Below are 21,921 nucleotides of genomic sequence, written 5' to 3'. Positions count from 1 at the left end.
CCTCTCAGTACCGGTCGATCGGCGGCGGGGTGGGCGCGGGTTCCCCGGACAGCCCGAGGGTCGCGTCGAAGGCCTTCTTCCAGTCGCCGTTCTGCTCGTGGTGCGCCAGCGCGTCGTCCAGCGCCCCGCGCAGCACGGTGTCGTTCTTCGGCGTGCCGATCCCGTACGGCTCGGTGGAGAACAGCGGGCCCACCACCTTGAGCTCGTCCGGGACCTTGGCCGCGTAGCCCAGCAGGATCGCGTTGTCCGTGGTGACGGCGTCGACCTGGCCGGTGATCAGGTTGTCCACGCAGGCCGAGTAGGTGTCGTAGCCGATCAGGTGCGCCTTGGGGTACTGCGACTGGATGCGCTGGTACGGCGTCGAGCCGGCCGCCGAGCAGACCTTCTTGCCGTTCAGGTCCTGCGGACCGTGGATGCTGTTGTCGTTCTTGCGCACCAGCAGCGACTGCCCCGCGATGAAGTACGGCCCGGCGAAGCCGACCAGCTTCTTCCGGTTGTCGTTGATCGTGTAGGTGCCGACGTAGTAGTCCACCTGGCCGTTCTGCAGCGCGGTCTCGCGGTTGGCCGAGGCGATGGTCTTGAACTGGATCCGCTCCGGCGGGAAGCCGAGCGAGGCTCCGACCATCTTGGCGATCTCGATGTCGAAGCCGGAGTACACGCCGGTGGCCGGGTTCTTCTGGCCCAGGTACGGCTGGTCCTCCTTGGCGCCGACCACCAGGTGGCCCCGGCCGCGGGCGGCGTCCAGGGTCGACGAGCCGGTGATCGAGGCGGCGTCCTGCACCTGGTAGCTGGGCAGCGCGCTGGGCTGGGGGCCCTTGGGGGGCGGGGTGCCGGCCTTGCCGCAGCCGGTCGCCAGCACGGCGAGCAGCAGGGCCGCGGCGGTCAGGCGTGCGCGCACCCGCGCGGCGGGCGTCGTCCTTCGGTTCACGGCGCCGCCCTCAGTGCTTCAGGATCTTGGACAGGAAGTCCCGGGCGCGCTCGCTCTCGGGGGCGTTGAAGAAGGCCTCCGGGGCGCGGTCCTCGACGATCCGGCCGTCCGCCATGAACACCACCCGGTTCGCCGACGCCCGGGCGAAGCCCATCTCGTGGGTGACCACGACCATCGTCATGCCCTCGCTGGCGAGCTGGCGCATCACGTCCAGCACCTCGTTGATCATCTCGGGGTCGAGGGCCGAGGTGGGCTCGTCGAACAGCAGCGCCTTGGGGTCCATCGCCAGCGCCCGGGCGATCGCCACCCGCTGCTGCTGTCCGCCGGAGAGCTGGGCCGGGTACTTGTCGGCCTGCGACGCCAGCCCGACCCGCTCCAGCAGCGCCCGGGACTTGGTCTCCGCCTCGGCCTTGGCCCGGCCGCGCACCTTGATCTGGGCGAGCGAGACGTTCTGCAGCACGGTCTTGTGCGCGAACAGGTTGAAGGACTGGAACACCATGCCGACCTCGGCGCGCAGCCGGGCCAGCCCCTTGCCCTCCGCGGGCAGGGGCTGCCCGTCGATCAGGATGGTGCCGCGTTCGATCGGCTCCAGCCGGTTGATCGCCCGGCAGAGCGTGGACTTCCCGGAGCCGGACGGTCCGATCACCACGACGACCTCGCCGCGACCGACCGTCAGCTCGATGTCCTGCAGCACGTGCAGCTCGCCGAAGTGCTTGTTGACCCCGCGCAGCTCGATCAGCGGGGTGAAGGCCGGGGAACCGGTCGGGGCCGGTTCGGGGGCGGTGCTCACCGGCCGCGCCGTCCCTTCAACAGCCAGCCCAGCACCCCGCCGGCGAGCAGCGTCGCCAGCAGCGCGATCCAGAGCGGCGCGGTCACGGTGAACACCCAGAACTGGATCTTGACCTTGTCGAGGTTGGCGAACAGGAACCACACCGCGAGGATCACGATGACGCCGATCCCGATGTACCGCGTGGGGATCCCGCCGATCTCGCTGCGCTGAGGCCGGGACGAGCCGTCTGAAGTCTTGGTCACCGGAGCAGTCTGCTGTCCGGGCTGACGATTTGCCCGGTTACGCGCCCTTACCGGCGAGGGAGTAACCCGCACGGGGCAATCCGGCCCCGTACGGGTTTCGAACCCGCGTCACTCTCCCCCGCCCGCGCCTACCGCTGGCGCTCGTCCCGCCAGGAGCGCCAGAGCGCCGCGTACGGGCCGCCGGCCGCGACCAGCTCCGGGTGGCTGCCGTACTCGCTGATCCGCCCGCCCTCGACCACCGCGATCACGTCCGCGTCGTGCGCGGTGTGCAGCCGGTGGGCGATCGCGATGACCGTACGGCCCTCCAGCACCCGGGACAGCGACCGCTCCAGGTGCCGGGCGGCCCGCGGGTCCAGCAGCGAGGTGGCCTCGTCCAGCACCAGGGTGTGCGGATCCGCCAGCACCAGCCGGGCCAGGGCGAGCTGCTGCGCCTGCGGCGCGGTCAGCGCGGTGCCGCCGGAGCCGACCTCGGTGTCCAGGCCGTCCGGGAGGGCGTCCACCCAGGCCCCGGCGTCCACCGCGTCCAGCGCGGCCCGCAGTCCGGTGTCGTCCGCCTCGGGCGCGGCGAGCCGCAGGTTGTCCCGCAGGGTGCCGACGAACACGTGGTGCTCCTGGTTGACCAGGGCGACCTCCGCCCGCACCCGCTCCGCGGGCATCCGGGACAGCGCCGCCCCGCCGAGGGTGACACTGCCGCGGCCGGGCGCGTAGATCCCGGCCAGCAGCCGCCCGAGGGTGGACTTGCCCGCCCCGGACGGGCCGACCAGCGCGACCCGGCTGCCCGGGGCGACGTCCAGGCTGATCCCGTGCAGCACGTCCGCGCCCTCCCGGTAGCCGAAGCGGACGTCCCGGGCCTCGACCCGGCGGCCCTCCGGGCGGGCCGACTCGTCGCCCTGGTGCTCCGGCACCTCGTGCACGCCGACCAGCCGGGCCAACGAGGCCTGCCCGATCTGCAGTTCGTCGTACCAGCGCAGGATCAGGTCGACCGGGCCGGTGAGCATCTGCGCGTACAACACGCCGGTGGTCAACTGGCCGACGGTGAGCCAACCCCGGAGGGTGAGCAGCCCGCCGACCACCAGGGTGGCCAGCACCGCCGAGGTGTAGACGGCGTCGATGGTCGGGAACCAGACCGAGCGCAGCCACAGGGTGTAGCGCTCCCAGGCCAGCCACTCGCGCAGCTTGCGGTCCGTCAGCCGGACCCGCTGCTCGCCCAGGCGCAGCGTCTCGACCGTCCGCCCGGCGTCCACCGTCTCGGCCAGCACGTTGCTGACCGCCGCGTACCCGGCCGCCTCGTTGCGGTAGGACTGCGGGGCGCGCCGGAAGTACCAGCGGGAGCTGGCCAGCAGCAGCGGCAGCCCGACCAGTGAGGTCAGCGCGAGCAGCGGCGAGGTGACCAGCAGGGCGCCGAGCACCAGCAGCAGGGACACCACCGCGACGGCGAGTTCGGGCACCGCCTCGCGCACCGACTTGTCCAGCCGGTCGATGTCGGTGGTGCCGCGGGAGACCAGGTCCCCGGTGCCGGCGCGTTCCAGCACGCCGGTCGGCAGCGCGACCGAGCGGACCAGGAAGTCCTCGCGCAGGTCGGCCAGCACCCGCTCGCCGAGCACCGCGCCGCGCAGCCGCGACCAGCCGGTGAACGCGGACTGCACGACCAGCGCCAGCAGGTACCAGCCGACCGCCACCGCGAGGGTGGCCCCGGCGGTGCCGGTGGCCAGCGACTCGACCAGGTTGCCGAGCACCCAGGGCCCGACCAGCCCGGCCAGGGTGGCCACCGAGTGCAGCGACACCACCGTGGCGAACCCGCCCCGGTGCCGCCGGGCCAGCACCCCCAGGTAGCCGCGCACGGCGGCCGGGGAGCCGACCGGCAGGGTGGTGACCGGCCCCTGCTCCTGGTGGACGGGGGGCTTCATGACGTACTCCTCGCGTACGGGATGGGACGGTTGACGGCGGTGCTCATACCTGCGCGGCCTCCTCGACCTGCGCGGCCTCCTCGTCCCGGGTGACCACGGCCCGGTAGGCCGGCTCGGTGCGCATCAGTTCGCGGTGCCGCCCGGCCGCCACCACCCGCCCCTCCCGCAGCAGCACCACCCGGTCGGCCCGGTCGAGCAGCAGCGGACTGGTGGCGAACACCACGGTGGTGCGCCCGGCCCGGGTGTCCCGTAGGCCGGCGGCGATCCGGGACTCGGTGTGGGCGTCCACCGCGCTGGTGGGCTCGTCCAGCACCAGGACGGGCGGGTCGGCCAGCAGCGCGCGGGCCAGGGCGAGCCGCTGGCGCTGCCCGCCGGAGAGCGAGCGCCCGCGTTCGGTGATCCGGGCCCGCATCGGGTCGCCCGCGCAGTCCGGCGAGCCGTCCACCAGCGCCTCCAGCACGTCCTCGGAGCGGGCCGCGGCGAGCGCGTCCGCGACCGGGACCCGGCCGGAGGAGGGCACGTCCAGCAGTTCGGCCAGCGTGCCGGAGAGCAGCACCGGCTCCTTGTCGTGGACCAGCACCGCCGCCCGGGCCTCGGCCAGCGGCACGGTGTCCAGCTCGGTGCCGCCGAGCCGCACCGAGGGCAGGGCCCGCTCGCCCTCGGCCAGCGGGACGTGGCCGCCGAGCCGCTCGGCGAGCGCCCCGGCGAAGTCCGGGTCCCCGCAGACCACCGCGGTCAGCTCGCCGGCCCGGACGGTCAGCCCGGTGGTCGGGTCGTGCAGGTCGGACCGGCCCGGACCGGTCAGCACGCCGTCGGCCCCGCCGCTGGTCCGGCTGAGCGAGAGCACCCGCACGGCCCGCCCGGCGGAGACCCGGGCGACGCTCCAGGCGTGCGCCGCCTCGCCCAGGATCCGCAGCGGTGCGGCCAGGAAGGCGGTCGCGCCGTACACCCCGATCAGGGTGCCCACGCCGAGCTCGCCGGAGGCCGCCAGCCGGGCGCCGTACCACGTCACCCCGACCACGAACAGCCCGGGCAGCAGCACCTGTTGGGCCTGCATCAGCGACCACAGCCGGGCCGAGCGGACGGCCGCCGCCCGGACCTTCTGGGAGGCCGCCCGGTACCGCTCCAGGAAGAGGTCCTCACCGCCGATGCCGCGCAGCACCCGCAGCCCGGCCACCGTGTCGGCGGCCAGCTCGGTCGCCTTGCCGCCGAGCTCGCGCTGCTCGGTGTAGCGCCGCTCGAACGGCCCGATCAGCGGCCACACCGAGGCGGCCAGCACCGGGACGCCGAGCAGCACCCCGATCCCGAGCACCGGTTCGACCACCAGCACCACCGCGCTGACGGCCAGCCAGACGATCACCGCGGCCCGGACCCGGGCGACCAGTTCGACGTACCAGCCGATCCGCTCGACGTCCCCGCTGCCGACCGCGACCACCTCGCCGGTGGCGATCCGCCGGGACAGCCCGGCACCCAGGTGCGAGGCCTGCCCGGCGACCAACTGCCGCACGTGGCAGGCGGCGTGGATCCAGTTCCAGACCGCCTGCCGGTGCAGCAGCACGGTGCCGACCGAGGCGGTGGCGGCCAGCAGCAGGGCCAGCGCGCCGGCCCGCCAGATCCCGCCGGCGTCACCGTCGACGGCGGCCTGGACGCCGCGCCCGAGCGGCACCGGCAGGGCGGCCTGGGCGCCCATCTCGATCAGCGCCCAGCAGGTGGCACGGACCTGCCCGCGCCGCTGGGCGCGCTGCAGCCAGCGCAGGAAGGCCAGGGGCGAGGAGAGGTCGGGACTGCCGGGGTCGGCCAGCGGCAGTGGGGTGAGCGGCATGACACTCCGATGCGAGGGGTGCGAGGGGTGCGGATGGTGCGAGGTGTGCAAGACGTGCGCGGGGCGCGGGAGTACGGGAGGTGCGGGAGGCACGGGCGGCCCGCGGTCGCGCGGGAACGGACACCCGGAGGCGCGGCGCGACGGCGCGGCGACATCGGCGCGTCCGGCGGCGGGCGGCCGGACGGGCAGCGCATGGGTACGAAGGACCCGGATCTCAGGAGGTCATGTCCGCGAGCCTGCCAAGCCCACTGTGATCCACGCAACAGGTTTTCCGCCGCCCCCGCCGCACGCCCGCCGCACGCCCTGGCGCGCACCCCCGTGGCACGGGCCCGGCGCACGCCACGCCGTCGTAAAGCTTCCCCAAAGATTCGCCCGAACGGCGGGAACAATCGTGCCGGGGCACCGGTTGCCCCCTCTGGAAACAACGGACGACCAGGAAGGCACCCCTTCCCGTGAGCAACATCCCCAGCGTCACCCTGAACGACGGCGCTCAGATCCCCCAGCTCGGCTTCGGCGTGTGGCAGGTCGAGGACGCCCGGGCGACCCCCGCCGTGCGCGAGGCGATCGCGGCGGGCTACCGCTCGATCGACACCGCGGCGATCTACGAGAACGAGGCCGGCACCGGCGCGGCCGTCACCGAGGCACTGGCGGGCGGCCTGGCCCGCGAGGACCTCTACGTCACCACCAAGCTGTGGAACTCGGGCACCCGCGACTGGTCGGGCGAGCAGGGCCGCGACGCGGTGCTGCGCGAGTTCGACGCCTCGCTGGACAAGCTCGGGCTCGACTACCTCGACCTGTACCTGATCCACTGGCCGCGCCCGATGCACGGCACCTTCCTGAACGTCTGGAAGGCCCTGGAGCAGTTGAAGGAGGGCGGCCGGGTCAAGTCGATCGGCGTCTCCAACTTCGGCCAGGAGCAGCTGACCCGCCTGCTGGACGAGGCCTCGGTCGTCCCGGTGCTGAACCAGGTCGAGCTGCACCCGTACTTCCCGCAGGAGGAGCTGCGCGCCTTCCACGCCGAGCACGGCATCGCCACCGAGGCGTGGAGCCCGCTGGGCCAGGGCGGGGAGCTGCTGGCCGAGCCGGCGCTGGTGGAGATCGCCGGGAAGCACGGCCGCACGGTCGCCCAGGTGGTGCTCCGCTGGCACCTGCAGAGCGGCGTGATCGCCATCCCGAAGTCGGTCACCCCGTCCCGCATCCGGGAGAACCTGGACGTCACCGGCTTCGAGCTGGACGCCGAGGACCTCGCGGCGATCGCGGGCGTGGCCACCGGCAAGCGGATCGGCCCGGACCCGCAGGAGTTCGACTGGAACTGACGGGCGCCGCGGGGGCGCCGGCCGACCAGGCCCGGCGCCCCCGACAACGACGACAGCGATCCTGACTGTCGGTCATATCGAAGTACCGCTCATTCCGGAGAGGGACGAGCGGTACTTCGGCGTGCCCGGATTCACCGACCCCGACCATCGGTCGCTACCGACGGCCGTGGGCCTCAGGAGACTTGGTGAATCGTTTTGGCTGTTGTTACCAAAGCTTGGGCTAGAGCCTGGCCGCCTTGGCGATGAGCGCGAGCGCCGTCGCGTGCTCCTCCTCCGCGAGCGAAGCGAGCAGCAAGCGCTGGACTTCGGCCACTCCGGCGGCCGAGCGGTGCAGCAGGTCCTGACCCGCCGGTGAGAGCGAGAGCAGGTTGCGCCGCCCGTCCGAGGGGTCGCGCCGGCGCTGCACCAGACCGCGGCGCACCAGCCGGCTGACCATCTCGGCCATCGTGGCCTTGTCCAGCGAGGCCAGCTCGCCGACCGTGCGCTGGTCCGCGCCCGGCTCCAGCTCCAGCGCGTCCAGCACGGCGTACTGCGGGGCCGTCAGGTCCGCGCCGACGTGCTCCGACCAGAGCTTGGTGTGCACCTGCTGGCCGACCCTGATCAGGTAGCCGATCGCCCGCTGGGCGTCCAGTATCGGCCGCGCGTCGGTGAAGACGGCCACGGCCGCGGGTTCCAGCCTGGCTATCTTGGCCATCACCCGGACGATTTCGACCTGCTCGTCCGGCGTGAGCGGCTCGAACAGCACCCGCTGGACGCGGACCACACCTCCGGTGGCCTCGCGCACCGCCTGGGCGCCGCTCTGCGAGAGGGCGAGCAGTTTGCGCCGGCCGTCGGCCGGGTCGCGCCGTCGCAGCACGAGGCCGCGGCGGACCAGCCGCGCGACCATCTCCGCCATCGTGGCCTTGTCCAGCGAGGCTCGCTCGCCGACGGTCCGCTGGTCCGCGCCCGGTTCGAGGGCGAGGACCAGCAGGACCGCGAACTGCGGAGCCGTGAGATCGGCTCCGACGTGCTCGGACCACAGACGGGTGTGAACCTGCTGTGCAACGCGAATGAGGTGTCCGGGCGACTGCTGCAGTCGCGCGGACACGCGGGTTGTCGGGATCTCCCCCAGCACCATGTATCCGTCCCGATGTCACACCCGGTGTGTGTGGGACACCCGGGTGGGGCAGTAACGGCGAGTGGGCGTCCAGCTATGAGGGAGGGCGCTCCAGCCGTGCAGCCGGTGGCTGCTGGCGGACACTATACAAACGGCAGGCCCTTGCTGGCAGGCAGGGGCGGATAGTAGACGCAGGTTCGGCAACATTGGCATATTTACGCGCTGCCACACCCTTGCAGTAACCCGTTCTCAGCAGAAAGCCGACCGGTCGGTCCTTACCGACCGTCACCTGCGCCTCTCCACCCTGGCCGCCTCCCCTACCCGCCGGTAGGGTATGGGCACCCTCCCCGGGGCCACTCCCCCGGAGGCACCCCGAGAGAGACGAGAGCGAGCATGACCGAGCAGAGCACCGCCACCCGGGTGGCGGTCGTCACCGGCGCCGCCCGCGGCCTCGGCGCCGCCACGGCCGTCCGACTGGCCGCCGACGGCTACGCGGTGGCCGTCCTGGACCTGGACGAGGCCTCCGGCAAGGACACCGTCGACCGGATCACCGCCGCCGGCGGGCGCGCGCTGGCCGTCGGCGCCGACGTCGCGGACGCCGAGCAGGTCCAGGCCGCCGTCGACCGCGTGGCCGCCGAGCTCGGCGCCCCCGTCGTGCTGGTCAACAACGCGGGGGTGCTCCGCGACAACCTGCTCTTCAAGATGTCCGAGTCCGACTGGGACACGGTCATGAACGTCCACCTCCGCGGCGCCTTCCTGATGACCCGCGCGGTGCAGAAGCACATGGTGGACGCCGGCTTCGGCCGCATCGTCAACCTGTCCTCCTCCTCCGCCCAGGGCAACCGCGGCCAGGCCAACTACTCGACCGCCAAGGCCGGCCTCCAGGGCTTCACCAAGACTTTGGCCATCGAGCTGGGCAAGTTCGGCATCACGGCCAACGCGGTGGCCCCCGGCTTCATCGCCACGGACATGACGGCGGCCACCGCCGCCCGGGTCGGCATGGACTTCGAGGACTTCAAGCGGGCCGCGGCCTCCCAGATCCCGGTCCAGCGCGTCGGAGAGCCCGAGGACGTCGCCAACACCATCTCCTTCCTCGCCGGCGAGGCCGCCGGCTTCGTCTCCGGCCAGGTGATCTACGTCGCGGGCGGCCCCCTCGACTGAGCACTGAACCTACACAGGGTTACCACGGAGTGGGAAGCCGGTCGAACCGGCCGCCCACTCCGTTTTCTTTACCGGGGCTTTTGCAGAATCATTCGAAGACCACACGGGCATTCGATCCAGGAATAGCGGAAATCACTCCCCGGGTCGCCCGGGGCAGCCCCAATTGTCGATTTCCCGGGAAAATGACAATTCCCTCAGGAATGGCCTCGCCCAGATGGGTATGGTCACCCCGTGCAATCCAGAAGTACCGCCGCTCGCATTCCGCGACAGGGGCCGGATCGCCGCACCGCCGACCGCCGGGAGCTCCCCCGCCCCGACCGCGGCGAGCCCGGCTGGCCACCGATGAGCCGCCGCCGGGCCGCCCTGTTCGCCGCCACCCTCGCCGCCTACCTGCTCGTCCTGGCCGGCGTCCTGCTCAACACCGACCTGGTCGACCTCGACTGGTCGGTGCGCCTGCTCCGCCCGTACGAGCGGTGGCCCAGCCTGGAGCCGCTGCTCGACACCTGGGTGATCGCCGGGCAGCGCGGACCCAGCGCCATCGCCGCGTTCGCCTGGCTGCTCTGGCGCGCCCACCGCCTCGGACGGCTGCGCCCGCTGCTGGTGATGGGCGTCGCCCTGCTGCTCCTCAACATCACGGTCGGCGCCGTCAAGATCCTCACCGGCCGGCTCGGACCGCACTACGCCCAGTACGTCGGCTCCCCCGAGCTGTTCTCCGGCGGCACCATCTTCCCCTCCGGCCACACCGCCAACGCCGTGGTGACCTGGGGCGTGCTCGCCTACCTCGCGGTCCGCTGGCAGCGCACCGGCGCGCTGATCGCCGCCGCCACCGCCTGCTCGATCGGCCTGACCACCGTCTACCTGGGCACCCACTGGGTCTCCGACGTGCTGGCCGGCTGGGCCGCCGGGCTGCTGGTGCTGCTCTCCCTGCCCCTGCTGGAGCCGCTGCTCGCGGTGGCCGAACAACGGCTGCACCGCCGGTTCGCACGCTGAACCCCGCCACCACCGACGACGACGACGCCGCGAGCGGGCGCTACCCCTCCCAGCTGCGCTCCACCACACCGTCCCGCACCGCGAGGTTCAGCCGCCCCTCCCGGTACTCCATGGTCATCAGCTGCCCCGGTTCCAGCACCCGGACCGAGGCCCAGCCGTGCCGCCGGGCCAGCTCCCGGGCCCGCTCGATCCGCAGCCCCGCGTAGCCCTCGGCGTCCTCCCCCGTCGTGCCCGCCCCCACGGCGTCCGCACCCGTCACAGCGCCTCCCCGGCTCTCCCCCTCGGACGTACGCTGGAATCGTAGCCCCCACCCGCGCGGCCCGGAGGTGAACGCGCATGCGTGCCACGACGCCGCGGCGGTGGCGCAGCGGCACCGAGCCGGCCACCGCCCGCAGCGACCTCAAGCTCCGCTACCTGCTGTCGCTGACCTTCACCCCGCTGTTCGCCCTGGGGACGGCCGGCTTCGCGTACTGGGCGGCCTCCTCCCCGGTGGACGGCGCCCCCAGCCGGGGCACCCTGACCGGCTTCGCCGTCGCCCTCGGGCTGCTCACCCTGTTCGCCGTCGTCGATCTCGTGGTGGTCGTCCGGCGCCGCCGGACCGAACTCTGACGCGGTGTCTCCCACGGAGTGGGAAGCCGGCCGGGCCGACTTCCCGCTCCGAGCCGCGGGCGGGAGCGGGAAGAGGGGCCCTACCGGTTGCCGACCGCCTGCTTCACCAGCGTCCGGCCGAAGTCCCACATCAGGCCGTTGCCCCGGTGGGCCTCGTCCATGATCTCGGTGAACGCGTCGACGAACCGGTCCACGTCCCGGTCGGTGATGATCAGCGGCGGGATCAGCTTGATCACTTCCAGGTGGTCCCCGGACACCTGGGTCAGGATCCGGTGCCGCTGCAGCAGCGGGACGACCACCATCTGCGCGAACAGCCCCTTGCGCGCGGCCTGGAGGGCCGTCCAACCGGTGCGCAGCTTCAACGACCTGGGCCGGCCGAACTCGATGCCGATCATCAGGCCGCGACCGCGCACCTCGGCGAGCAGCTCGTACCGGTCGATCAGGGCCGTCAGCCGCTCACGGAAGCGGTCGCCGACCTGCCGGGCGTTCTCCACCACCTTCTCCTCGCGCATCACCTCCAGGGTCGCCAGCCCGGCCGCCATCGCCTGGGCGTTGGACCCGAAGCTGGCCGAGTGCACCAGCACCCGGTCCATCGAGGAGTACACCTTCTCGAAGATCCAGCTCTTGCCGAGCGTGGCCCCGACCGGCACGTACCCGCCGGAGAGCGCCTTGGCCGCGCACACCAGGTCCGGCAGCACGCCCTCCTCGTGCTGGTAGGCGAAGAACTCGCCGGTGCGGCCGATCCCGGTCTGCACCTCGTCGCAGATCAGCAGCGCCTTGTGCTCGTGCAGCAGCGCCTGGGCCGCCCGCAGCCAGCCGGGCGGCGGCGCCTGGACGCCCTTGCCCTGGATCGGCTCGACGATCAGCGCGGCGACGTCCCCGCGCTTCAACTCCTTGGCCAGCGCCCCGATGTCGCCGAGCGGGATGGCGGTGTCCGGCAGCAACGGGTCGAAGCCCTTGCGGAAGCCGCTCTCCCCGTTGACGGACAGCGATCCGGTGGTCAGCCCGTGGAAGGCGTGGTCGGCGTAGAGGACGCGCCGGCGGCCGGTGGCGTACCGGGCGAACTTCAACGCGGTCTCCACCGCCTCGGTGCCGCTGTTGCCGAAGAACACCCGGTCCAGTCCGGGCGCGTACGAGAGCAGCCGCTCGGCCAGCAGCCCGGGCAGCGGCGAGCAGTCGAAGCGGACCAGGTCCGGCAGGTCCAGGTCCATCACCTGCCGGACCGCCGACCGCACCACCGGGTGGTGCCGGCCGAGCGCGAAGATGCCGAAGCCGGCCAGCATGTCGAGGTACTCGTTGCCCTCGGCGTCGTAGAAGTACTGGCCCTGCGCCCGCTCGTAGTACTTGTCGAAGCCGATGGTGCGGAGCATCCGCGGCAGCTGCGGGTTGAGGTGGCGGCTGTGCAGCTCGTACCGCTCACCGCCGCGTTCGGCGAGGAGGGCGGCGAGGTCGAAGGCGGGGCGGTCGGGGTCAGCCGGCATGGCGCGGGTTCGCTCCTCGGGTCGGTAGCAGGTTCTTGGCGAAGACGGCGGTCTGGGCCGCGACCCCGGTGCCGGTCAGGCCGGTCTCCTCCAGGATCTCGCCGCGGGCGGCGTGGCCGAGGAACTCCTGCGGCAGGCCGAGCACCCGCACCGGGACGTCCACATCGGCGTCGCGCAGCGCCTGGGCCACGGCCGAACCGACGCCGCCGGTGCGGCCGCCGTCCTCGACGGTGACCACCAGCCGGTGGGCAGCGGCGAGCCGGGCCAGGGCCGGATCGACCGGTTTGACCCAGCGCGGGTCGACCACGGTCGCGGTGAAGCCCTCGGCGAGCAGCAGCCGGGCGGCGTCCAGGCAGGCGGCGGCGGTGACCCCGACGGCCACCAGCAGGATCTCCGGCGCCGGTCCGGTGCGCAGCAGCACGTCCGTCCCGCCGATCCGTTCGACCGCCTCGACGACCGGCCCGACGTTGCCCTTGGGGAAGCGGACCACGGTCGGCGCGTCCTCGACCTCGACGGCCTCCCGCAGCTGGGCCCGCAGCTGCTCGGCGTCGCGCGGCGCGGCCAGCCGCAGCCCGGGGACGACCTGGAGCACGGACAGGTCCCACATGCCGTTGTGCGAGGCGCCGTCCGAACCGGTGACCCCGGAGCGGTCGAGCACGAAGGTGACGCCCAGCTTGTGCAGCGCGACGTCCATCAGGACCTGGTCGAAGGCCCGGTTCAGGAAGGTCGCGTAGACCGCCACCACCGGGTGCAGCCCGCCGGTGGCCAGGCCCGCCGCGCTGGTGACGGCGTGCTGCTCGGCGATCCCGACGTCGAAGGTCCGGTCCGGGTACGCCTTGGCGAACGGCGCCAGCCCGACCGGCTGGAGCATCGCCGCGGTGATCGCCACCAGGTCGGGCCGCTCGGCGCCGAGCGCGAGCAGCTCCTCCCCGAACACCGAGGTCCAGGAGACCCCGGCGCTGGGCGAGATCGGCAGGCAGGTGTACGGGTCGATCGGGTTGACGGCGTGGAAGCGGTCCGCCTCGTCCTGTTCGGCGGGGCGGTAGCCGCGTCCCTTGACGGTCAGGCAGTGCACGATCACCGGGCCGCCGAAGTTCCGGGCCTGCCGCAGCGCCTGCTCGACCGCGCCCAGGTCGTGGCCGTCGATCGGGCCCAGGTACTTGAGCCCGAGGTCCTCGAACATGCCCTGCGGGGCGAAGGCGTCCTTGAAGCCCTTCTTGGCGCCGTGCAGCGCGTCGAAGATCGGCTGGCCGACCAGCGGGGTGCGCTGCAGCGCCTCCTTGCCGAGCGCGAGGAAGCGCTCGTAGCCCTGGGTGGTGCGCAGGGTGGCCAGGTGGTGGGCCAGTCCGCCGACGGTCCTGGCGTAGGAGCGCTCGTTGTCGTTGACGACGATGACCAGCGGCCGGTCGCGGGCCTCGGCGATGTTGTTCAGCGCCTCCCAGGCGAGTCCGCCGGTGAGCGCGCCGTCGCCGATCACCGCGACGGTGTGCCGGTCGTACTGGCCGAGCAGTTGGCTGGCCTTGGCGAGCCCGTCGGCGTAGGAGAGCGCGGTGGAGGCGTGCGAGTTCTCCACCAGGTCGTGCTCGGACTCGGCCCGGGAGGGGTAGCCGGACAGGCCGCCCTTCATCCGCAGCCTGGAGAAGTCCTGGCGGCCGGTGAGCAGCTTGTGGACGTAGCTCTGGTGGCCGGTGTCGAAGACGATCCGGTCGTACGGCGAGTCGAAGACCCGGTGCAGCGCGATGGTCAGCTCCACCACGCCGAGGTTGGGCCCGAGGTGGCCGCCGGTGCGGGTGACGGCGTCGATCAGGAAGTCGCGGATCTCGTCGGCGAGCAGCGGCAGTTCGGCGGCCGGGAGCTTGCGCAGCTCGGCCGGGGACGTGACGCGGGAGAGCAGTGACATGGGTACACCTCACGACTCGGAGCGGTGCGGTGGTGCCTCCGCCCACCGGGGCGGGGCCGGCCCGGGCACGACGGCCCGGGCCGGACGGGAGCTCAGGACGCGGGACGGCTGCGGTACCGGGCGGCCCGGCCCGGGCTCAGCGCCCCCGGTTGGAGCTGACGGTCTCGGTGATGGCGCGCAGCGACTGCTGGAGCGAGCCCATGGTGGCCAGGACGGCGGTCGGCTCGTAGCCGCAGTGGGCCATGCAGTTCTCGCAGCGCGGGTCCTTGCCGCGCCCGTACTTGCTCCAGTCGGTCTTCTCGACCAGCTCGCGGTAGGTGGGCACGTAGCCGTCGGCCATCAGGTAGCAGGGCCGCTGCCAGCCGAACAGCGAGTAGTTGGGGATGCCCCAGGGGGTGCACTCGAAGTCGGCCTTGCCCTCCAGGAAGTCCAGGAAGAGCGGGCTGTGGTTGAGGCGCCACCGCTTCCGGTTGCCCCCGGCGAAGGCCTTTCGGAAGAGCTCCCGGGTCTGCTCGACGCCGAGGAAGTGCTCCTGGTCGGGGGCCTTCTCGTAGGCGTAGGCCGGGGAGATCATCATCTCGTCGACCTTGAGCTCGTCGTTCAGGAAGTCCAGGACGTCGATGACGGTCTGCGGGGTGTCGGTGTTGAAGAAGGTGCTGTTGGTGGTGACCCGGAAGCCGCGCCGCTTGGCCTCCTTGATCGCCGCCACCGCCTCGTCGAAGGTGCCCTCCTTGGCCACCGACTCGTCGTGCCGCTCGCGCAGGCCGTCGATGTGCACGGCGAAGGTGAAGTACGGCGAGGGCTTGAACTTGTCCATCTTCTTGCGCATCAGCAGCGCGTTGGTGCAGAGGAAGACGTACTTGCGGCGCTCCACCAGCTGTCGGACGATCTCGTCGATCTGCGGGTGCATCAGCGGCTCACCGCCGGCGATCGAGACCATCGGGGCACCCGACTCCAGGACCGCTCCGACCGCCTGGGCGACCGGCATCCGCTGCTTGAGCACACCCGCCGGGTGCTGGATCTTGCCGCAGCCCTCGCAGGCGAGGTTGCAGGCGAACAGCGGTTCGAGCTCGACGATCAGCGGGAACTTGTCCCGTCGCTTGAGCAGCTTCTGCTGCATCAGGTAGGTGCCGACCCGCACGGTCTGGCGCAACGGCATGGCCATGGCTAGCTCGCCTCCTGGGGGAGCGTCGAGGATGTGGGGTGGTTCAGGACTGCGGAGCGGGTGTCGAGCTCCTGCCGGTACCAGTCGACCAGGGCGGGTACCGCCGCCCGCAGGGTCCGCCAGGCGCGCACCCCGGCCGGGAGCGTGCCCGGCCGCAGCAGCTCGTGCTCGGGGGTGTCCACCACCACCCGCAGCACGGCCACCGGCAGCGCCGGGCGCACCTCCCGCAGTGCGGCCAGCACGGCGGCGGCCTCCATGTCGACGGCCAGCGCCCCCTGGAGGTGCAGGGCGCGCCGCTCGATGCCGCGCACCACGTGGTCGGCGGTGTGGTGCACCCCGGTGTGCGCGGTCAGGCCGTGTTCCTTGAGCGCCCGGGCCAGCTCCGGCCCGGAGCCGACCGGGTAGAGGTGGCCCTCGGCGTCGCGCACGCCGTCCGCGGCCACCACCTCGCCCGGCGCCACTCCCGGCCCGACCGCGGCGCCGAATCCGGCCACCACGACCGCGCCGTAGCCGCCCGGGGCGGAGCCGAGCAGGCGCCGTACGGCCGTCCCGGCGCGCCGTCGGCCGACCCCGGTGCGCACCAGCACCGGGGGTCCGCCGGCCGAGCCGCGCCAGTCGCCGCCGCGCAGGGCCCACACCTCGGGGCCCAGCGCGCAGAGCACCAGCAGCGGGGCGGTGGTCACCGGTTCGCCCCGATCGACGGCGTGCCGCCCGGCCGCACCATCCCGGGGCCGCCGTTGAGGTAGCGGCCGAGCGCGGTGACCGGGAAGACCAGCCGGTACAGGTGGTAGTTGATGGAGAAGTCCCACGGGAAGCCGGTCCCGGTGAACTGCGGCTCGTCCCAGGTGCCCTCGGGCAGCTGGGTGCGCACCAGCCACTCGACCCCGCGCTCCACCGCCGGGTTGGACCGGCCCTCCGGGCCCTCGCCCGCCGCGAGCAGCGCCATCAGCGCCCACGCGGTCTGCGAGGCGGTGGAGTCGCCGCGCCCGGCCCAGCGCGCCGGGTCGTCGTAGGAGCGCATGTCCTCGCCCCAGCCGCCGTCGGTGTTCTGCCGGTCCTCCAGCCAGCGCACCGCCCGGCGGATCGCCGGGTGCTCGTCCGGGACGCCGGCCGCGACCAGGGCGGGCAGCACCGAGCCGGTGCCGTAGATGTAGTTGGTGCCCCAGCGGCCGAACCAGGAGCCGTCCGCCTCCTGGTCGCGCAGCAGCCACTCGATGCCGCGGCGGGTGCGCGGGTCCCGGGCCCGGCCGGTCTCGGCGAGCATCTCCACCACGTGGGCGGTGACGTCCGCGGACGGCGGGTCGACCACCTCGCCGAAGTCGCAGAACGGCAGCTTGTTCGGCAGCAGGCTGGTGTTGTCGACGTCGAAGGCGCCCCAGGCGCCGTTCTTGGACTGCATGCCGAGGTTCCACAGCACGCCCCGGTCCACCGCCGCGTCGACCTTGGACTGGTCGGGGTGGGCGACCCGGCGCAGCGCCAGCACCACCTCGGCGGTGTCGTCGATGTCGGGGTAGGTCTCGTTCTCGAACTCGAAGGCCCAGCCGCCGGCCGGCAGGGCGGGCCGCTGGACGGACCAGTCGCCGCGCTTGCGGATCTCCTCGCCGAGCATCCAGTCGACGGCGCTGACCAGGGCCGGGTGGTCGGCCGGGACGCCGGCGTCGACCAGCGCGATGGTGGCCAGGCAGGTGTCCCAGACCGGGGACTGGCAGGCCTCCATCCAGCGCATGCCGTCCTCGGTGTGCACGGTGAAGCGGTCGAAGGAGGAGAGCCCGGCCTTCATCACCGGGTGCTCCAGCTCGTAGCCCTCCAGGTGCAGGGCGATCAGCGAGTAGACGGCGGGCGGCTGGATACCGCCCCAGCAGCCGTCGGCCTCCTGCCGTTCGACGATCCAGCGGCAGGCCTGGGCGACGGCGAGCCGGCGCAGCGGCCGGAAGGCCCGGCGGTGGTAGGCGTGCAGCAGCTTGTCGAGGCGCTCGAACAGGCCGTCCCAGCTGGTGGCGGGGGCGAGCGGCCGGTCGGGGTACGGGTGGTCCGGGTCGGTGTGCAGCTCGGTGATCGCGAAGGGGGCCGGACGGACCGGGCGGTGCGAGGAGACCACGGTCAGCGGGACGATGGTCTGCCGGGCCCAGCAGCCGAAGGCGTAGATGTTCAGCGGCAGCCACTTGGGCAGGAAGATGATCTCGGGTGGCATCTCGGGCAGGCGGTCCCAGGACCACCAGCCGAAGAGCGCGAGCCAGATCCGGGTGAACACCCGGGCAGCCGCGATGCCCCCGGCGGAGCGGACGTAGCGCGCGGCGGCCAGCATGTGCGGGGCGTCCGGGTCGTCGCCGGCGAGCTTGAGGGCGACGTAGGCCTCGACGGTGGTGGAGAGTTCGGGCGGTCCGCCGTGGAAGGTGGCCCAGGTGCCGTCCTCCCGCTGCTGGGAGCGGATCCACTCGGCGGTGGCCCGGGTCTGCTCCTCCGTCCTGATGCCCAGGAACTGGCGGAGCAGTAAGTCCTCGGCGTCCATGGTGACGTTGGTCTCCAGGTCGCCCTTCCACCAGCCCTCGGAGGACTGCAGCGAGAGCAGGTGGGTGGTGGCGCGCGCGAGGGCCTCGCGCGCGTCGCCGGGCTGCCGGTCCGCCTCACCGGCCGGCCGGGGCCGGTCGGTGTCCTCGGGCTGCCACCGCCCCGCACCCAGCAGGGTCGGGGGGCGGTCGCCCACCGCGACCGGCTCGGAATCGTACTCAGGGTCGAGCCGGCCGTCCGCGGTTGCTGTCAACGTAACGTCACCTCTCTCGTACCACCACGAATTCGGCGAGTGCGACGAAGTGCTCGCGCACCTCGTCGGACATGGGCACCTCGTCCAGGGCGGCGAGGGCAGTCGTGTGCTGGCGGCGGGCCTCCTCCTGGGTCCAGGCCCGGCCGCCGGCCTCCTCGATCAGCGCGGCCCGGGCGGCGAGCTCGGGCTCGCCCTCCTCGCCCCGGCCCTTCGGGTCCGCGAGCTGCTCGGCCAGCCGGCGCGAGGCGGCGCCGCCCTCGGCGAGCGCCGCGGCGACCGGCAGGGACTTCTTGCGCTGGCGCAGGTCGCCCCAGTGCGGCTTGCCGGTGACCTCGGTCGCGCCCCAGATGCCGAGCAGGTCGTCCACCGCCTGGAAGGCCAGGCCCAGGTGGTGGCCGTAGCGCTGGAGGGCGTCCGAGACCTTGTCGTCGGCCCCGGCCAGGACGGCGCCGATCGCCGAGGCGGCGGCCAGCAGGGCCGCCGTCTTGCCGCCCTCCATCTCCAGGCACTCGGCGACGGTGACGCTGTCGCGCTGTTCGAAGGCGACGTCCATGGCCTGGCCGTCGATCAGTCTGCGGGTCGCGGTGGTGAGCAGCCGGACGGCGCGCGCGGCGTCGGTGGGGCTCGCGCCGCCGGTCACCCCGGCGTCGAGCAGCACCTCCGTGCCGAGCGTCGCCAGGGCGTCGCCGACCAGGATCGCCTGGGCCGGGCCGAAGACCGTCCAGGCGGTGGCCCGGTGCCGTCGGGTCTCGTCACCGTCCATCAGATCATCATGGAGCAGGGAGAAGTTGTGCACCAGTTCAACGGCGACCCCGCCGGGCACCCCGACCTCGGGCGCCGCACCGGCCGCCTGGGCGGACAGCAGGGCCAGCGCGGGGCGCACGGCCTTGCCGCCGTCGCCCTCCACCGGGGTGCCGTCCCGGTCGATCCAGCCGAAGTGGTACGCGGCGACGGTGTCCATCGGTGCGGCCAGACGGGCGACGGTGGCCCGTAGCGGCGGGGCGCAGAGCGTCCGGCTGCGGGCCAGCAGCTCCGGCACCGAGACCGGTTCGGCGTGCGCCGTGCCTCCGACGGCGATGCCGGTGCGTGACTCCACGTGCGTTCCCTCTCCCTCGTGGTGCCGGACCGCACGGGGCGGCCGGGTACTGTCGGTGCGGCTGGTGTCGAAGCGGGCGGCGCCGAAGCGGGTGGTGCCGCGGCGCTCGGTGTCGGTACGGCCGATGGGGCCGACGGTACGCCCGTCGGCTCTGGCGGGCTCTCCGGCCGCGGGCCCCGCCGTCACCTGGGCCACCGCCCGTCGCCCCGGTCCACCGGCACCCTGGCACCGGCCGCGGCCAGCGCGGCGTCGGCGGCGGCGTGGCCGCTGCGCACCGCGCCCTCCATGGTCGCGGGCCAGCCGGTGGCGGTCCACGCGCCGGCCAGCAGCAGGCCGGGGACGCCGGTCGTGGCCCCGGGCCGCAGCGCGGCGCTGCCGGGCGCCCCGTCGAAGGTCGCGGTGCGCTCCCGGGTGACGAAGAAGTCCAGCACCTCGGCGTCGGCGGCGGCCGGCAGCAGCCGGGCCAGCTCGGGCAGGTAGCGCTCGCGCAGTTCGGCGACCGGCAGGTCGATCTCGTCCTGGACGGCGGACTGGGACAGCGCCAGGTACTGGGCGCCGGGGTGGGCGCGGCCGATCGGGGTACCGGCCAGCCCGGAGTGGGTGGTGCGGTCGAAGACCCACTGGACCGGGCTGCCGAGCGCGGCGAAGAACGGCCGGCGCAGCACCTTGCGGTCGTAGACCACGTGCACGTTGAGGATCGGCGTGGTGCCGAAGTCCTCCAGCCGGTGGGGGACGGCGCCCGGCGGCAGCAGGGCGGCCGCGGTGTCCTGGGCGCCGGCCAGCACCACGGTGTCGGCGGTGAGCAGCTCGCCGTTGCCCGACTGGCCGCCCTCCAGCCGGACGGCGTGCTGGGGCGCGGCCGGCTTGAGCTCCGCGACCCGGGCGCGCAGCAGCACCCGCACGCCGGCGCGTTCCAGCTCGGCGAGCGCCCGGTCGTGGTGGATCGCGCCGAGCGGGACGGCGGCGATGCCGATGTCGGAGGCCCCCGGGTCGGAGAGCAGCCCGGTCTTGAAGACCATCGCGGCGAGCGCCAGGGACACCTGGTCGGCCCGGGCGTTCAGGGTGGCGACGCCGACCAGGTCCCAGAGCGCGGCCGTGGTGGCGGCGTTCTGCCCGTTGCGGCGCAGCCACTCGCCGAAGGAGAGCCCGTCCAGCGCCGGGTCGGCGAGGTCCAGGCCCTTGAGGGCGAGCGCGCCGCGGACCACCCGGGCGCGGTCGGCCGGGGAGAGGTGCGGGTAGCGGGCGAGGCTGCCGGCCAGGTGCAGCGGGACGGGCAGGCCGGCCCGCCGCAGGCGGCCGAGGGTGCGCACCGGGGCCCCGGCGGGGCCGGTGACGGAGAGCACCGGGACGTCCAGCCGGTCCTGGAGGTGGGTCATCCGGGTGGCGCCCAGGCGCTCCAGCAGCCCGCGGTAGGCGGTGCAGCAGCGCAGGAAGACGTGCTGGCCGTTGTCGACGGTCAGGTCGCCGCGCTGGAAGGAGAAGGCCAGGCCGCCGAGCCGGGGGCGCCCCTCGGCGAGGGTGACCCGGTGGCCGGCCTCGGCCAGCCGCAGGGCGGTGGTGATCCCGGCCAGGCCGCCGCCGACCACGACGGCGGCCGGGCGCGCGGCATCGGCTCGCCCGGTCATCGGCCCTCCCCCTCGCAGTCGCCGGACCGCCCGGCGACGGTCGCTGTCGCCGGCGCGCTCACGGCCGGCGCCGCGGTCGACACGGCGCCACCCTGATGTGATTCCCCGCTGACACAGCGTGACAGAACCGTGGCGAGAATCAAGAACGCCCCCCGGCGAGCCCGGAAAGCGCCACGTACGCCTTCTCCCAGCCCGGGAGCGACACCCGGCCGCGCAGCACCGACTCCGGGTCGGCGGCGATCCGGCCGAGCAGCCGGTGGTAGATCCCCGCCATCGCGGCGGTGCAGGCGCGGCTGCGGCGGTCGAGCAGGGGCAGCAGCCGCAGGCCCTCCTCGAAGGCGGCCTGGGCGCGGGCGGCCTCGAAGGCCACCAGCCCGGTGAAGTCCGCGCCGACCGGCGGCTTGGGCAGCGCGAAGCCCTGCTCGCAGCCGAACCTGGCCAGGTCCTCGGTGGGCAGGTAGGTGCGGCCGGTCAGGGCGTCCTCGCGCAGGTCGCGCAGGATGTTGGTGAGCTGCAGGGCCAGGCCCAGGGTGTCCGCGTACTGCGCCCCGCGCTCCGGGTCCTCGCAGCCGTAGACGCCCAGCGAGAGCCGGCCGATGGCGCCGGCCACGCAGCGGCAGTAGACCTTGAGCTCCTCGTAGGTCTGGTACTCGGCGCCCTTGAGGTCCATCTCCACGCCGTCGATCAGCTCGTCGAAGCCGCCGAGCGGGATCGGGAAGCGCCGGGCCGCGTCGGCCAGGGCGACCTTGATCGGGTCGGTGTCGTCCTCGGCGACCGCCCCGGAGCGGACTTCGTCCACCAGCTCCCGGGTGCGCACCAGGGCCTCGGCCTTGCGGTCGGCCGGGAGGTCGCCGTCGCCGATGTCGTCCACCCGGCGGGCCAGCGCGTACAGGGCCGACATGGCCAGTCGCTTGGGCTCGGGCAGCAGGCGGATGCCGTAGCTGAAGTTGCGTGCCTGCAGTCCGGTGACTGCCTCGCAGTACCGGTACGCCGCCATGACCGGGGCCGACGCCAGTGGTGATGCCGCCACTC

19 protein-coding genes are annotated in these 21,921 nt (G+C 73.5%); 4 read left to right on the top strand and 15 right to left on the bottom strand.

Annotated elements, in window-relative coordinates:
- Positions 1 to 4: 4 nt before the first annotated feature.
- From ACFC1T_RS08620 to ACFC1T_RS08600, 5 genes are all read right to left on the bottom strand, one after another.
- The gene (locus ACFC1T_RS08620; RefSeq protein WP_375885286.1) at positions 5 to 928 is read right to left on the bottom strand and encodes a glutamate ABC transporter substrate-binding protein; all 924 of its coding nucleotides are present in this window, start codon (positions 926 to 928) and stop codon (positions 5 to 7) included.
- Between the two features lie 10 nt (positions 929 to 938).
- The gene (locus ACFC1T_RS08615; protein WP_375885320.1) at positions 939 to 1,667 is read right to left on the bottom strand and encodes an amino acid ABC transporter ATP-binding protein; all 729 of its coding nucleotides are present in this window, start codon (positions 1,665 to 1,667) and stop codon (positions 939 to 941) included.
- Positions 1,668 to 1,714: 47 nt separating this feature from the next.
- Positions 1,715 to 1,960: a LapA family protein gene (locus ACFC1T_RS08610; RefSeq protein ID WP_375885285.1), complete on the bottom strand. Its 246-nt coding sequence runs from the start codon at positions 1,958 to 1,960 to the stop codon at positions 1,715 to 1,717.
- Between the two features lie 128 nt (positions 1,961 to 2,088).
- Positions 2,089 to 3,867: an ABC transporter ATP-binding protein gene (locus ACFC1T_RS08605; protein WP_375885282.1), complete on the bottom strand. Its 1,779-nt coding sequence runs from the start codon at positions 3,865 to 3,867 to the stop codon at positions 2,089 to 2,091.
- A 43-nt stretch (positions 3,868 to 3,910) separates the two neighbouring features.
- Positions 3,911 to 5,689, bottom strand: a complete 1,779-nt coding sequence (locus ACFC1T_RS08600; protein ID WP_375885280.1) for an ABC transporter transmembrane domain-containing protein — start codon at positions 5,687 to 5,689, stop codon at positions 3,911 to 3,913.
- 452 nt (positions 5,690 to 6,141) lie between these two features.
- On the opposite strand from ACFC1T_RS08600, the gene ACFC1T_RS08595 reads away from it, so the two are divergent.
- Positions 6,142 to 7,005, top strand: coding sequence for an aldo/keto reductase (locus ACFC1T_RS08595; RefSeq protein WP_375885279.1), 864 nt, complete (start codon positions 6,142 to 6,144; stop codon positions 7,003 to 7,005).
- Positions 7,006 to 7,225: 220 nt separating this feature from the next.
- Here the strand turns inward: ACFC1T_RS08595 and ACFC1T_RS08590 are convergent, their stop codons facing one another.
- Entirely contained in the window at positions 7,226 to 8,092 is an 867-nt protein-coding gene (locus ACFC1T_RS08590) for a MarR family winged helix-turn-helix transcriptional regulator (RefSeq protein ID WP_375885276.1), read from the bottom strand.
- Positions 8,093 to 8,494: 402 nt separating this feature from the next.
- Here ACFC1T_RS08590 and fabG point away from each other — a divergent pair, with 402 nt between their 5' ends.
- Positions 8,495 to 9,262: a 3-oxoacyl-ACP reductase FabG gene (gene fabG / locus ACFC1T_RS08585; protein WP_375885272.1), complete on the top strand. Its 768-nt coding sequence runs from the start codon at positions 8,495 to 8,497 to the stop codon at positions 9,260 to 9,262.
- Between the two features lie 231 nt (positions 9,263 to 9,493).
- Positions 9,494 to 10,252 carry a phosphatase PAP2 family protein gene (locus tag ACFC1T_RS08580; protein ID WP_375885269.1) on the top strand — a complete coding sequence of 253 codons (759 nt, stop codon included), beginning with the start codon at positions 9,494 to 9,496 and terminating at the stop codon, positions 10,250 to 10,252.
- Positions 10,253 to 10,292: 40 nt separating this feature from the next.
- On the opposite strand, the gene ACFC1T_RS08575 is transcribed toward ACFC1T_RS08580, so the two are convergent.
- The gene (locus tag ACFC1T_RS08575) at positions 10,293 to 10,511 is read right to left on the bottom strand and encodes an I78 family peptidase inhibitor (RefSeq protein ID WP_375885266.1); all 219 of its coding nucleotides are present in this window, start codon (positions 10,509 to 10,511) and stop codon (positions 10,293 to 10,295) included.
- 77 nt (positions 10,512 to 10,588) lie between these two features.
- On the opposite strand from ACFC1T_RS08575, the gene ACFC1T_RS08570 reads away from it, so the two are divergent.
- Entirely contained in the window at positions 10,589 to 10,861 is a 273-nt protein-coding gene (locus ACFC1T_RS08570) for a DUF6343 family protein (protein ID WP_375885263.1), read from the top strand.
- Positions 10,862 to 10,941: 80 nt separating this feature from the next.
- On the opposite strand, the gene ACFC1T_RS08565 is transcribed toward ACFC1T_RS08570, so the two are convergent.
- From ACFC1T_RS08565 to hpnD, 8 genes are all read right to left on the bottom strand, one after another.
- Positions 10,942 to 12,342 carry an aspartate aminotransferase family protein gene (locus tag ACFC1T_RS08565; RefSeq protein ID WP_375885260.1) on the bottom strand — a complete coding sequence of 467 codons (1,401 nt, stop codon included), beginning with the start codon at positions 12,340 to 12,342 and terminating at the stop codon, positions 10,942 to 10,944.
- On the bottom strand, positions 12,332 to 14,242 hold the full coding sequence (gene dxs, locus ACFC1T_RS08560; protein ID WP_375885258.1) for a 1-deoxy-D-xylulose-5-phosphate synthase: 1,911 nt from the start codon (positions 14,240 to 14,242) through the stop codon (positions 12,332 to 12,334). Before dxs ends, ACFC1T_RS08565 begins: the two co-directional genes overlap by 11 nt.
- A gap of 136 nt (positions 14,243 to 14,378) precedes the next feature.
- On the bottom strand, positions 14,379 to 15,407 hold the full coding sequence (gene hpnH, locus ACFC1T_RS08555; protein WP_360238793.1) for an adenosyl-hopene transferase HpnH: 1,029 nt from the start codon (positions 15,405 to 15,407) through the stop codon (positions 14,379 to 14,381).
- 2 nt (positions 15,408 to 15,409) lie between these two features.
- Complete coding sequence (locus ACFC1T_RS08550; RefSeq protein ID WP_375885255.1) at positions 15,410 to 16,090, bottom strand: 1-hydroxy-2-methyl-2-butenyl 4-diphosphate reductase; 681 nt, start codon at positions 16,088 to 16,090, stop codon at positions 15,410 to 15,412.
- Positions 16,087 to 18,168 (bottom strand): squalene--hopene cyclase, encoded by a 2,082-nt coding sequence (shc, locus tag ACFC1T_RS08545; protein ID WP_375885254.1) that lies wholly within the window; start codon positions 18,166 to 18,168, stop codon positions 16,087 to 16,089. Before shc ends, ACFC1T_RS08550 begins: the two co-directional genes overlap by 4 nt.
- Before the next feature lie 7 nt (positions 18,169 to 18,175).
- Complete coding sequence (locus ACFC1T_RS08540) at positions 18,176 to 19,264, bottom strand: polyprenyl synthetase family protein (protein WP_375885251.1); 1,089 nt, start codon at positions 19,262 to 19,264, stop codon at positions 18,176 to 18,178.
- A gap of 182 nt (positions 19,265 to 19,446) precedes the next feature.
- Positions 19,447 to 20,889 (bottom strand): hydroxysqualene dehydroxylase HpnE, encoded by a 1,443-nt coding sequence (gene hpnE / locus ACFC1T_RS08535; RefSeq protein ID WP_375885249.1) that lies wholly within the window; start codon positions 20,887 to 20,889, stop codon positions 19,447 to 19,449.
- 139 nt (positions 20,890 to 21,028) lie between these two features.
- On the bottom strand, positions 21,029 to 21,886 hold the full coding sequence (gene hpnD, locus ACFC1T_RS08530) for a presqualene diphosphate synthase HpnD (protein ID WP_375885318.1): 858 nt from the start codon (positions 21,884 to 21,886) through the stop codon (positions 21,029 to 21,031).
- Between the last annotated feature and the right edge of the window lie 35 nt (positions 21,887 to 21,921).

The sequence above is a fragment of the Kitasatospora sp. NPDC056076 genome, assembly GCF_042266305.1.
In the GTDB taxonomy this organism is placed as follows: Bacteria; Actinomycetota; Actinomycetes; order Streptomycetales; family Streptomycetaceae; genus Kitasatospora.
Note: the sequence above shows the minus strand (reverse complement) of the source record. Positions and strands in the feature narration are given on the sequence as shown.

Coding starts and splice junctions, on each gene's coding strand:
- hpnD (WP_375885318.1), bottom strand. CDS start 21,886: ATGGCGGCGTACCGGTACTGCGAGGCAGTCACCGGACTGCAGGCACGC.
- ACFC1T_RS08605 (WP_375885282.1), bottom strand. CDS start 3,867: ATGAAGCCCCCCGTCCACCAGGAGCAGGGGCCGGTCACCACCCTGCCG.
- hpnH (WP_360238793.1), bottom strand. CDS start 15,407: ATGGCCATGCCGTTGCGCCAGACCGTGCGGGTCGGCACCTACCTGATG.
- ACFC1T_RS08570 (WP_375885263.1), top strand. CDS start 10,589: ATGCGTGCCACGACGCCGCGGCGGTGGCGCAGCGGCACCGAGCCGGCC.
- hpnE (WP_375885249.1), bottom strand. CDS start 20,889: ATGACCGGGCGAGCCGATGCCGCGCGCCCGGCCGCCGTCGTGGTCGGC.
- ACFC1T_RS08565 (WP_375885260.1), bottom strand. CDS start 12,342: ATGCCGGCTGACCCCGACCGCCCCGCCTTCGACCTCGCCGCCCTCCTC.
- dxs (WP_375885258.1), bottom strand. CDS start 14,242: ATGTCACTGCTCTCCCGCGTCACGTCCCCGGCCGAGCTGCGCAAGCTC.
- ACFC1T_RS08600 (WP_375885280.1), bottom strand. CDS start 5,689: ATGCCGCTCACCCCACTGCCGCTGGCCGACCCCGGCAGTCCCGACCTC.
- fabG (WP_375885272.1), top strand. CDS start 8,495: ATGACCGAGCAGAGCACCGCCACCCGGGTGGCGGTCGTCACCGGCGCC.